This window comes from uncultured Desulfovibrio sp. (assembly GCF_949282365.1).
Lineage (GTDB): Bacteria > Desulfobacterota > Desulfovibrionia > Desulfovibrionales > Desulfovibrionaceae > Desulfovibrio.
Map to the genome: position 1 here is coordinate 1 of NZ_CASDOY010000061.1, position 11,053 is coordinate 11,053.

Annotated in this window: 10 protein-coding genes and 1 tRNA gene; 10 read left to right on the forward strand and 1 reads right to left on the reverse strand. The window is 66.7% G+C overall.

The genetic code is table 11. The features are described 5' to 3' along the window. The 5 genes from Q1X76_RS09265 to Q1X76_RS09285 all read left to right on the forward strand — a co-directional run. Positions 1–1,132: HD domain-containing protein (locus tag Q1X76_RS09265; RefSeq protein ID WP_300719464.1), on the forward strand; the 1,132-nt coding region annotated here is incomplete at its 5' end. Then, positions 1,117–2,730 (forward strand): Ppx/GppA phosphatase family protein, encoded by a 1,614-nt coding sequence (locus tag Q1X76_RS09270; protein WP_300719466.1) that lies wholly within the window; start codon positions 1,117–1,119, stop codon positions 2,728–2,730. The genes Q1X76_RS09265 and Q1X76_RS09270, both read left to right, overlap by 16 nt. Positions 2,731–2,898: 168 nt before the next feature. Then, complete coding sequence (locus Q1X76_RS09275; RefSeq protein WP_300719468.1) at positions 2,899–3,288, forward strand: TraR/DksA C4-type zinc finger protein; 390 nt, start codon at positions 2,899–2,901, stop codon at positions 3,286–3,288. Positions 3,289–4,091: 803 nt separating this feature from the next. Next, a complete protein-coding gene (locus Q1X76_RS09280; protein WP_300719470.1) occupies positions 4,092–5,159 on the forward strand; it encodes a putative sulfate exporter family transporter in 1,068 nt (355 codons plus the stop codon). 108 nt (positions 5,160–5,267) lie between these two features. Then, positions 5,268–5,636 (forward strand): hypothetical protein, encoded by a 369-nt coding sequence (locus Q1X76_RS09285; RefSeq protein WP_300719472.1) that lies wholly within the window; start codon positions 5,268–5,270, stop codon positions 5,634–5,636. 562 nt (positions 5,637–6,198) lie between these two features. Here the strand turns inward: Q1X76_RS09285 and Q1X76_RS09290 are convergent. Then, positions 6,199–6,274: transfer RNA gene (locus tag Q1X76_RS09290), tRNA-Phe, on the reverse strand. 211 nt (positions 6,275–6,485) lie between these two features. On the opposite strand from Q1X76_RS09290, the gene Q1X76_RS09295 reads away from it, so the two are divergent. The 5 genes from Q1X76_RS09295 (at position 6,486) to Q1X76_RS09315 (ending at position 10,793) form a co-directional block, all read left to right on the forward strand. After that, positions 6,486–7,853, forward strand: a complete 1,368-nt coding sequence (locus Q1X76_RS09295) for a chloride channel protein (RefSeq protein ID WP_300719474.1) — start codon at positions 6,486–6,488, stop codon at positions 7,851–7,853. Further along, positions 7,850–8,491, forward strand: a complete 642-nt coding sequence (locus Q1X76_RS09300; RefSeq protein ID WP_300719476.1) for a hypothetical protein — start codon at positions 7,850–7,852, stop codon at positions 8,489–8,491. The genes Q1X76_RS09295 and Q1X76_RS09300 overlap by 4 nt, the downstream gene beginning before the upstream one ends. Before the next feature lie 97 nt (positions 8,492–8,588). After that, on the forward strand, positions 8,589–9,854 hold the full coding sequence (locus tag Q1X76_RS09305) for an AMP-binding protein (protein WP_300719478.1): 1,266 nt from the start codon (positions 8,589–8,591) through the stop codon (positions 9,852–9,854). An 87-nt stretch (positions 9,855–9,941) separates the two neighbouring features. Continuing rightward, positions 9,942–10,337: a hypothetical protein gene (locus Q1X76_RS09310; protein WP_300719480.1), complete on the forward strand. Its 396-nt coding sequence runs from the start codon at positions 9,942–9,944 to the stop codon at positions 10,335–10,337. A gap of 102 nt (positions 10,338–10,439) precedes the next feature. Beyond that, the gene (locus Q1X76_RS09315; RefSeq protein WP_300719482.1) at positions 10,440–10,793 is read left to right on the forward strand and encodes a hypothetical protein; all 354 of its coding nucleotides are present in this window, start codon (positions 10,440–10,442) and stop codon (positions 10,791–10,793) included. The last annotated feature ends 260 nt before the right edge of the window (positions 10,794–11,053 follow it).

The following is an 11,053-nucleotide window of genomic DNA, read 5'->3' on the forward strand; positions in this document are numbered from 1 at the left end:
CGACGCCCCCGGGAGCGTGCAGGGCACGGCGGCCAAGACCGCGCCGGAGAAAAAGCACGCCGCCGCCAAGAGCGGCACGGCACAGCAGGCCACAACCGCCAAAACCGTGCAGGAGGCCACCGCCCCGGCGGGGGACGCCCCCGGCGCCCGGGCGCTCGCAGGCGGTGAGGCGCCGGTCGAAGCCGCCGCGGCCAGGAGCGCGGACGACGACGATGATCTCGAAACGGACACGCCCGCCCGCAAGGCCGCCGAGGCCCGGAAGGACGCGGCCAGGAAGATGGACAGGCAGGCGGACAAAAAGACCGCCGCCGGCAAGCAGGCCGTGACGGCCGGGAAGGCCCCTGCGGACGACAAGGCCCCCGCCGGCAAAAAGACGGCCGCGGACAAGAAGAAAGATGCCGCCAAGGCCGCCAAGGCGGACGGCGGGAAGAAGGCCACGGACGGGAAGAAGGGCTCCGGCAAGGACGCCGCCAAGGCCAAGACAGCCAAAAAGCGGGCCAAACTGGCCGCGCCCGGGAGCGCCGCTCCCGAACCGGAGGACCTGCCCTGCGCCGCCCTGCTGGAGCATCTGCTGCCGGGCAGCCCCGAACTGGAAGCCACCTGCAGGCACGGCCAGCATGTGGCCCATCTGGCGGAGCAGCTCTTCGAGCAGCTCGCCCCCCTGCACGGCCTGGAGGGCCGCTGGGGCTACCGCCTGCGTCTGGCCTGCTGCCTGCATGACATCGGCTTCGTCTCGGGCCGCAAGGAGCATCACAAGAAGGGCATGCGCATGGTGGAACAGGACACCAGCCTGCCCCTGCTGCCCGAGGACCGCGATCTGGTGGCCCAGCTGGTGCGCTATCACCGCAAGGCCTGGCCCGCCGCGCGGCACCGCCGCTTCAGCGCCCTGGGCAAGAAGGACCGCGAGGCCCTGTGCCGGGCCGCGGCCCTCATCCGCATGGCCGACGCCCTGGACTACCGCCATATGGAAGCCGTGCAGGACGTGAGCGTCGAGCTGCGCCCCGGCAAGGTGGTGCTGACCCTGAGCGGCGCGGGCGACTGCACGCCCGAGCAGGACCGCCTGCTGGTCAAGGGCGACCTTTTCATGCACATCTTCGGCGTGGAGCTGGAGTGCGTATGTCCCATGCTCTAGTCCCGGATCAGGCGGGCCCGGACAGGGAACGCGTGGTCGGCATCATCGACCTGGGCAGCAACTCGCTGCGCCTGATGCTGGTGCGCCTCCTGCCGGACGGCTCGCATACGGTGCTCAACCAGGTCAAGAACATGGTGCGTCTGGGCGAGGGCGCCTTCGAGACCGGACACCTGCGCGAGGAGAGCATGGCGCGCACCATCGACGTCCTGCGCGGCATGGCCGAGATGTGCGCCGTCTACGAGGCCTCGGAGGTCATCGCCATCGCCACGGCCGCCGTGCGCGACGCGGCCAACGGCCCGGACTTCATGCGCCGCGTGCGGGAAAAGACCGGCATCGACTTCCGCGTGGTCTCCGGCCGCGAGGAGGCCCGCCTCATCTATCTGGGCGTTTCCAGCGGGCTGGCCCATACCACCAGCCTGCGCCTGTTCATCGATATCGGCGGCGGCAGCACCGAACTGGTGGTGGGCGATTCGGAGGGCTACCGCAACCTGGATTCCCTCAAGATGGGCTGCGTGCGCCTGTCCAACCTCTTTTTCGACAAGGACGCCGGTTCCATCTCCGCCAAGCGCTACGGCGCCCTGCAGACCTACATCCGCAACAACGCCCTGCGCTCCTTCCAGCGCATCGCGGACTTCGTCATCGAGGAAGCCGTGGCCAGCTCCGGCACGGCCCAGAACCTGGCCGAGATCGCCGCCGCCCTGGACGCCGCGGAGGCCGCGCGCACGGGCCGCGCTCCGCAGGAGTCCCGCGAGCTGCTCAGCTACCGGGGCCTGCGCCGCGCCGTGAAGGAGCTTTGCGGCCGCAACCTCAAGGAGCGGCGCAACGTGCCCGGCATCAATCCCAACCGGGCCGACGTCATCGTGGCCGGGGCGGCCATCCTCCAGACCATCATGGAGGACCAGGGCCTGGACACGGTGCGCATCAGCAGCCGCAACCTGCAGAACGGCATCCTGGTGGACTATCTGGCCACGCGCATGCCCCATGCCGACGGCGGCTTCCACCCCGTGCGCAAGGAGAGCGTGCTGCACCTGGCCCGGCGCTGCCGCTTCGAGGAACGCCACTCCCGCCATGTGTCGCGCCTGGCCCTGGACCTGTTCGACAGCGCCCGGGCCGTGGGCCTGCACGCTTCCGGCGATCAGGAACGCGAGCTGCTGCACTACGCCGCCCTGCTGCACGACATCGGCATCTTCATCTCCTTCTCGCGCCACAATGCCCACAGCCACTACCTGATCCGCAATACCGAGCTGCTGGGCTTCACCCGCGAGGAAGTGGACATCATGGCCGCCCTGACCTACTTCCACCGCAAGCGGCCCTCCAAGAAAGTGCCCCTGTTCATGGAATTCGACGAGGAGACCCGCGAACGCATCCGCCTGCTCTCCCTCTTCCTGCTGCTGGCCGAGCGCATGGACAAGAGCCACCGCCAGATCGTGCGCACGGTCCGCTTCGAAGCGCGCAAGGACGGCGGCCTGCAGCTCTCGCTGCGCGCCCCGGACGAGTGCCCCATCGAACTGGATCTGGTGCGCGCCAGCGCCAAGCTGGTCCGCAAGGTCTTCCGGCAGGAGATCCCCGTGGAACTGGTCAGCAGCTTCCGCCGCTGACGCGCCCGGCCTGCCGCAGACGGCGGCCGGAAACGGCCTGAAGCCACACAGCCCCGCCAGCCGGGGCTTTTTTTCACCCGGACGCCGGGAAAACGTCACCGGGGCGTCACGCGCGCGGGCGCGGCGCGGGCTATCCTGCCGGGAAGCCATGACCCGGAGGTAAGCCCCATGTACGATGCCCGACATGCCCTGCAAGACAAACTAGAACAGGAACGGCAGCAGCTGGCCGGCCTGCGCGCCGCCCTGGCCCTGCCCCACGACCACGGCGACGAGGCGGACAACGCCCGCGACGAGATGGCGGAACAGCTGGCCCGCTGCCATGCCGGTCTGTGCGTGGAGCGCATCCGCGCCCTGGAAGGCCTGCTGGCCGACCTGGGCTGCGGCGGCCGCCGCCTGTGCGCCGACTGCGGCGAGGAGATCCCGCTTGCCCGCCTGCTGGCCGTGCCCGGCGCCAGCCGCTGCCACGACTGCCAGCAGCTGGCCGAAGAAGAAGGTCGCGGCCCCTATCCGGCAGGACGGACGGAGGGGGAGGCCCCGCGCGCGGCCATGCCGCGCTGATGCCGCACGCCCCTGCCCCCGGCAGACGGTCTGCGGCGGCAGGGGCCGCGGGCCGGACGCATGCGCGGCCTGACACGGTGCGGCAGGGCGGCACGGGGGGTATGGCCGGCCGGTATGCTGAACAGGGCCCGGCCGGCAGACACACGCGCAGTCGTCCGGGCAGGGCACGACGGGACGGCAGTCCGCCGGAGCTGTCCGCACACAGGGGCGTACATCCCTGCCTGCCCCCCTGTCCGGGCCTTGTGCCCGTCTGGACAGCCTGCGGACCGACGGGCCGTACGGCGGACGGGCCGCCGGGTGTCATTATGGCAAAACAGACCGGGATCTAAGGATATTTTTCAAAAATGCCCGCTGCGGGCCCCCAGGGGCCGGACAGGGGCATTTTTTTGCAGGATAAAAAAAATTTCATAAAATATTCCATGATACTTGCGCTCCCGGCGCTTTTTTCCTTTCCGCCCCATCCCCTGCCATGCGCCTGCCCCGGCGCTGCGCGCTCCTGTTCTTTGCGGTCCGTGGTCCGATGCGCTTTTTGAACAGTATTCTTGTTTGCGCATGACATGCATAAGACAGCACTGTAAACATCATTGTATCCCATTCAGAACAATATGGATATATACAAAATAAAATCCTGTTTTCTGTATATCATGTCCGTTGAAGAAATCCTGTCTCCATCCGCTGTCGAGTTGTGAATAATATTTTTTGTTCCAGGCTGATACAAAACCGGAAATATATGCTACCTTTCTTTGAACAAGGGTAATATTACAATTTGTAAAATAACGTTACAAACCGCACGAGGTGCCACAATGGTCAGCTGTGAACGCCCAGAACCGTCGTTTGTCCAGAAGTGTTTCTCGTCCCTGCCCGGTCTCCTGCTGCTGGCGGGCGTCGCCGTCTTCTCGTGGTACATAACGCCGCGTCTCATCGCGCTGCACCCCTTTGTGAAGGCCCTCAACCTGAGCGACTTCATCGTGGCCATCATCCTCGGCATGCTCATCTGCAACACCGTGGGCGTCCACTCCATCTTCAAGGACGGCCTGCGCTTCTCCACCACCCTGACCAAGACCGGCATCGTGGTCATGGGCTGCAAATACTCCTTCGCCGGTCTGGTCAAGACCGGTTCGGAAGCCATCATCATCATCTCCGTCTTCCTCTTCACCACGGCCATCATCCTGATGTGGCTCTCGCGCCGCCTCAGCATGTCGCCTTCCCTGGGGGCCTGTCTGGCCGCCGGCCTGTCCATCTGCGGCGTCTCGGCCTGTGTGGCCATCGCCCCCGCCGTGCGGGCCAAGAATGAAGACATCGCCTACACCATCGCCGTGGTCCTGATGTTCGGCCTGCTGGCGCTCTTCGTCTTCCCCTTCATCGGTCACTGGTTCAACCTCAGCGCCAACCAGTTCGGGGCCTTCGCCGGGGTGGGCATCGTCAACTCGGCGCAGGTGCTGGCAGCGGGCTTCTCCTTCAGCAATGATGCGGGCGTCGTGGCCGGCGTGTACAACATCGGCCGCGTGATCTGCCTGCCCCTGGTGGTGCTGATGCTGGCCATCATGGTGGCCGCCGAAGACGCCAAGGTGCAGTCCCAGCTGGCCAATACCAGCAAGATGCGCATCATCCTTGACAAGTTCCCCGTGTTCGTGCTGGGCTTCCTGGCGGTGGTGCTGTTCAACACCTTCGGCTTCCTGAGCAAGCCCGAAGCCAAGATGGCCAGCACCTTCATGAACTGGTGCTTCCTGCTGGGCTTCTCCAGCATCGGCCTCACCACCCACCTGCGCGACATCAAGGCCGCCGGCTTCTCCGGGGCGCTCATCGGCTTCGTCGTGGCCTCCACCAAGGCCGCCCTGGCCCTCATCGTGGTCCTCTGCTTCCTGAAGTAACGAACAAGGAGAAAGGCATATGTGGAACAAGATCTCCAAGAGCAGACGCCAGGACATCATCGTCATCACCTGCGGCATCCTGCTGGTCCTGCTGGCCAAGGCGCTCGCATGATCTGCTGCCTGGCCTCCGCCGCCCATCCCCCGCAGGATACGGATGCCCTGCTGACGGCAGCCTGCGACGACCGATGCGCCATCCATGCCGTCTATGACGCCGGCATCGACCTGGGCCATTACGGTGAAGTGGATCAACTAGCTCCGGCCGGAGCCATGGCGGAATTTACGGACTATGTGCGCCGGCAGAGTGCCGACGAAGCCCGCGCCGCCTTTGCTCCGTTGCAGGAGGCCGCCCGCAGCCGGGGCGTGGATGTGGAATTGCATGTGGTCTACGGCCGGGACGCGGTCCATGCCCTGCTGCAGCAGTGGCGGGAAACGGGAACGCTGCGCGTCTTCGGCCAGGAAGACCCGGACAGGGCCTGAGGCCGGAAAGCCCCATCCCCCGGCATCCGCTAACGACAGGCTGCGGCCGCAGGCCGTGAACGCCTGACAAATGACGCTCTCCCTTCACAGAGGCGGAAAGGATACACAGCCCGTGTCCTTTCCGCCTCTGCTGTTCCCATGACGCGAACGCGGAGCACGCGCCTGCGCCGCAGAGCGGAAGAGCCGCGCACGTCATCCGCGGGACGGATGGTGAGCGCGATTCCCCTCGCGAACGGGAAGACCGGTGAAGCACACCGCAGGTGGCCGGCCCTGCGCACCACGACAGCCCGTCTTCGCGGCATGGAGCGGCCGGCCCTGACACATACCAGCCAGCCCCGCGTCACGGGACCGGCCCACGGATGGACGCCGCGTCCGTCGGCTCTGTGACGCAGATGCACACAGGCTGCGGCCAACGAAGGAAACGAGAAAGAAAGAGCGGGAAAGGGGAAGGTGCCCGCGCACCGGGAGCGGCCCGCAGGGAAAGCCCTGGTGCCGCAAGTGCGGGCGGCCCGCGCCATAACGAAAAAGGCTTGCAACTTTCGCTGCAAGCCTTTTGACGTCCTGGTGCCGAGGGACAGAATTGAACTGCCGACACGGGGATTTTCAGTCCCCTGCTCTACCAACTGAGCTACCTCGGCGGGAGGTGGTGTTGTTCGTCACAACGAAGATGCTTGTACAGTTTTCGACCCTGCTTGGCAAGCATTTTTTTTCGATTTTCGGCAAGAACTTGAATTTTTTTGGCGCAGCCTCCATACTGTGCCCAGCAAAAAGAGCATAACCTGCGTATTTTCCAAGCACTTGCAGCCGACCCCGCAAGTCTGCCCGACTCCCTTCAGCTCCAGGACCCGTATGCCCTTCCGCCCCTCCCTGCCGCCCTTCCTGCTGGAAGCCGCCGCCCTGCGCGCCCAGGGCGCCTGGACGCTCATGGCCCAGGCCCTGCTCACGGGCCTGGTCTCCGGCGGCGTCATCGGCCTGTTCCGCTGGCTCTACACCCTCATCAATACGGCCATCCGCGCCCATGTGGCCGGGCATGGCCCTTCCAGTCCGCCCGCTCTGGCCCTGCTCGCGGCCGGCCTGCTCCTGCTGGCCCTGACGGCCGGGCTGCTCCTGCGCTACGAGCCCCTCATCGGCGGCAGCGGCATCCCGCAGGTGGAGCTCATCGCCGCCGGCAAGCTGCCGCCCATGCGCTGGGCCCGGGTGCTCTGGTGCAAATTCGTGGCCACCCTGGCGGCCCTCAGCGCCGGGCTCTCGGTGGGGCGCGAAGGCCCCTGCATCATGATGGGCGCCACGGTGGGCGCGGGCGTGGGCTACGTCTGGCACGACCGCTGCCGCGCCAACCGGCCCCGCTATCTGGTGGGCGGCGGCGTGGCGGGCATGACCGCCGCTTTCGGCGCGCCGCTGGCGGGCATGTTCTTCGCCTTCGAGGAGATGAAAACGCCCCTGACCCCGCCCATGCTGCTCTTCACCGCCCTCTCGGCCCTCTCGGCCTGGTTCATGGTGGACGTGGTCCTGGACTTCGGCCTGGTTTTCCCCTTTGCCCGGCTGCCGGGCCTGCACTGGAGCCAGTACTGGCTGCCCCTGCTGGCCGGGCTGGGCTGCGGCCTGCTGGGGGCGGTCTACAACAGCGGCATGATCCGCCTGCTGCTCTGGCAGGACAGGGCCCGCTGGCTGCCCGGTCCGGTGCGCATCGCCTTCCCCTTCGTCTGCTGCGCCGTGCTGCTCTTCCTCTGGCCGGAGATCCTGGGCAATGTGGGCCTGACCACCCTGCAACTGGAAGACCTGCGCCTGCCTGCCACGGCCCTGGCCCTGCTGCTGGCGGGCAAGATCGCCTTTTCCTGCGTGAGCTTCGCCTCGGGCGTGTCCGGCGGCATCCTCATGCCCATCCTGCTGGCGGGCAGCATGGCCGGGGCCCTGCTGGCCGCGCCCCTGCGCGACAGTGGCCTGCTGCTGCCGGAGCAGACCGCCACCCTGCTGGTGCTGGGCATGGCGGGCCTGTTCTCCGCCTCGGTGCGCACGCCCCTCACCGGCGCGGCCCTGGTCATGGAGATGTGCGGCGCCTTCCATCTGGCGCCCGCCGTCCTGTTGACGGTCTTCGCGGCCGCCTTCACGGCCAACGCCTTGCATTCGGCGCCGGTTTACGACAGTCTCAAATGGCGCATCCTGGAACAGCGCCGGCAACGCCGGGCCGCCGCCACCGCAACCAAGGAGGGATCATGACCCGCCTGCTGTCCTGCCTCATCCTCATGCTCTGCTGCCTCGCGGCCTGCGCCCCCCAGGGCGTGCCCGACAAGGCGGGCTACACGCCCGTGGCCGCGCCCTGGACCTGCGCCACCTATCTGGACAGCAACGAGAACGCCCTGAGCGTCGTCCTGATGCTGGACGGCTGGGCCGCCGCCCGGGCCGGGCAGGTGCGCTGCGGCAAGGAACAGACCGCCGCCCTGCTGGACAGGCTGGAGGCCTGGTGCCCGGCCCATCCCCGGGACGGCCTGTCCGGCGTGATCCTGGACCAGCGCCGGCGCAGCCCCGACAGGGGCAGGCTCCTGCCCGCCGTGACCTGCGCCCAGTGGTACGCGCCCGCGCCGCAGCAGGTGACGGAAAACGAGCAGCAGCTGGGCCTTTCCCTCTGGCTGGCCGGCCATGCCCTGGGCCGTGCCGGTCTGGAACTCCCCCTGCAGGACCAGGCGCGCCTGGACCGCATCTTCGCCCTGTTCGACAGCGCCGAAAGCCCCCTGCACCAGTACTGCCGCCGCAACCCAAAGGCCCTGGTGCTGCACGCCCTCACGGCCGTCGGCCTGGAAGATGCCGCCTCCCCCGCTGCCGCGCCAATGCGCACCACGCCTGAAAATACAAAGTAACCACTTGTTATATTTGAATAAATAAAATAATACTTGCAAATATGCTCCAGGTTGCGTAAATAACTGCCCCAAATAAAATTCTACAAGGCGAGGTCGTATGACTCGTAAAGACCGTACCGAAGGCATCTACAGCCGCCGTGAAGTGCTCGACGAAAGCGAACGCCGTCAATATTGCCTGATCCAGCTCAAGGACCTGCTCTCCTACGCCTACCGCTACTCCGAAGACGTCAAAAAACGCTTCGACCGCGCGCAGTTCAATGTGGAGAAGTTCAAGACCCTGTCCGATATCAAGCACATCCCCATCCTCAAGAAGAAGGAACTCATCTTCCTGCAGTCCATGGGCCCGCGCCTGGGCGGCCTGCTGACCAAGGACATCGGCGACCTCAAGCGCATCTTCCTCTCCCCCGGTCCCATCTTCGACCCCGAAGACCGCGGCGAGGACTACTGGGGCTACACCGAGGCCTTCTATTCCGTGGGCTTCCGTCCGGGCGACGCCGTGCAGAACACCTTCAACTACCAGCTGACCCCGGCCGGTCTGATGTTCGAAGAACCCCTGCGCAACCTGGGCTGCGCGGTCATCCCCGCCGGTCCCTCCGACGCCTCCACCCAGCTGGACATCATGCAGAAGCTGCGCGTCTCCGGCTATGTGGGCACGCCCAGCTTCCTCATGCACCTGGCCCAGAAGGCCGAGGAAAAGGGCCTGAACCTGCGCAAGGACCTCTTCCTCGAAGTGGCCTTCGTCACCGGCGAGCGCCTGTCCGAAAAGATGCGCTCCCAGATGGAAAAGAAATACGACCTCATCATGCGCCAGGGCTACGGTACCGCCGACGTGGGCTGCATCGGCTACGAATGCTTCCACAAGACCGGCCTGCACATCGCCAACCGCTGCTATGTGGAGATCTGCCACCCCGATACCGGCATCCCGCTCAAGGACGGCGAAGTGGGCGAGATCGTGGTCACGGCCTTCAACAAGACCTATCCGCTCATCCGTCTGGCCACGGGCGACCTCTCCTACATCGACCGCAGCCCCTGCGCCTGCGGCCGCACCAGCCCGCGCCTGGGCAACATCGTGGGCCGCGTGGACACCACCGCCCGCATCATGGGCATGTTCGTCTACCCGCATCAGGTGGAACAGGTCATGAGCCGCTTCGAGGAAGTCAAGCGCTGGCAGATCGAAGTCACCAACCCCGGCGGCATCGACGAGATGACACTCTACATCGAGACCAGCGGCTTCAAGCGCGAGGAAGAGCTGCTGCACCAGTTCCGCGAGAAGATCAAGCTGCGCCCCGAGCTCAAGATCCTGGCCCCGGGCAGCCTGCCCCCGCAGATCCGTCCCATCGAGGACAAGCGCCACTGGGATTAAGCCCGTCATGGAGGCCCGGCCCCTGCGCCGGGCCTTTTTTGCCCCGTGGCGGCCGCCCGTGCGGCCGTCCCCGGCAAGGAGGTTCCTATGGAAATATCGCCGCAACTGGCCCGCCTGGTGACCTGGCTGGAAGAGATGCACGCCCGCGTCATGCAGGCCGAGCAGGCCGCCCTGGCCGTCATGGACGATACGCCCGCCTATACCGCCCGCATGCAGGAAAAAGCCCGCCTGCTGGCCTCGCTGGAAGAAGAGGGCGAGGCCCGGCTCGAAGGCCTGCCCGAACAGCTCCAGGATCAGGTGGGGCACCGTCTGCACCGTTTTTCCGCCAGCGCGCGCAATGCCCTGCGCATCGGCTCCATCTTCTACATGTCGGCCCTGCTCTATCCCGAGGACCACAAACCCGGCCAGCCCGACGACCTGCAGGTCTTCATCCGCCGCCTGCGCGACGAGGGCGAGCGGTACACCCTGCGCCCGCAGGACTAGCGGGACGAGCTTTCAGGGGGGAGGGGCCCGTTGCCAAGATCAGGAAGGCGCCTTCCCCCGCATCCCCATCCTCCCCAACCACGCTTTCAGCGAGGAGTCACCATGAACAAACGCTTCCTGGGCGGCCTGCTCTGCGCCGCCATGCTCTGCGCCGCTCCCGCCCTGGCCATGCCCGGCATGGGCGAGGGCAAGGCCCCGGTGGACAAGTTCCCCATGATGGACAAGAACAAGGACGGCAGCGTCAGCCGGGAAGAATTCAAGGCTTTCTTCCCCCAGATGCAGGACGGCGCCTTCACCGCCATCGACAAGGACAAGGACGGCGCCATCAGCCATGAGGAATGGCAGGGCTTCAGCAAGAGCCACGCCATGGGCCGCGCCGGACATCCCGACGCCCAGATGCCCCCGGCCGGCGACGCGCCCAAGGCCATGCCCCTGGTCACGCCGCCTTCCAAATAACCGTCGCGGGAGCGTCCCTGCCGGGGCGCTCCCCTTCCCGGCCCCGACCGGCCCCATACCGGCCTGCCGTCCCATGCCGGTGCGCACGCGCCGGTCCCCGCTCCCCACTTCGTCCGTACGGCGCGCCCAAGGCCGCCAAAGGAAAACCATGTCCTTCTTCCCCAAGCCCCGGCGTCGTCCCGCGCCCGGCGATGGCGACGTCAGCCCCGACGCCGCCGCGCCCCGTCCTTCCCGTCCCCTTGCCCCCCGTGCGGCCGCAG

What these genes read in the sequence shown, in the direction of transcription:
- Q1X76_RS09275 (WP_300719468.1), top strand. Translation starts at nt 2,899, where the DNA reads ATGTACGATGCCCGACATGCCCTGCAAGACAAACTAGAACAGGAACGG.
- Q1X76_RS09300 (WP_300719476.1), top strand. Translation starts at nt 7,850, where the DNA reads ATGACCCGCCTGCTGTCCTGCCTCATCCTCATGCTCTGCTGCCTCGCG.
- Q1X76_RS09305 (WP_300719478.1), top strand. Translation starts at nt 8,589, where the DNA reads ATGACTCGTAAAGACCGTACCGAAGGCATCTACAGCCGCCGTGAAGTG.
- Q1X76_RS09270 (WP_300719466.1), top strand. Translation starts at nt 1,117, where the DNA reads ATGTCCCATGCTCTAGTCCCGGATCAGGCGGGCCCGGACAGGGAACGC.
- Q1X76_RS09280 (WP_300719470.1), top strand. Translation starts at nt 4,092, where the DNA reads ATGGTCAGCTGTGAACGCCCAGAACCGTCGTTTGTCCAGAAGTGTTTC.
- Q1X76_RS09315 (WP_300719482.1), top strand. Translation starts at nt 10,440, where the DNA reads ATGAACAAACGCTTCCTGGGCGGCCTGCTCTGCGCCGCCATGCTCTGC.
- Q1X76_RS09285 (WP_300719472.1), top strand. Translation starts at nt 5,268, where the DNA reads ATGATCTGCTGCCTGGCCTCCGCCGCCCATCCCCCGCAGGATACGGAT.
- Q1X76_RS09310 (WP_300719480.1), top strand. Translation starts at nt 9,942, where the DNA reads ATGGAAATATCGCCGCAACTGGCCCGCCTGGTGACCTGGCTGGAAGAG.
- Q1X76_RS09295 (WP_300719474.1), top strand. Translation starts at nt 6,486, where the DNA reads ATGCCCTTCCGCCCCTCCCTGCCGCCCTTCCTGCTGGAAGCCGCCGCC.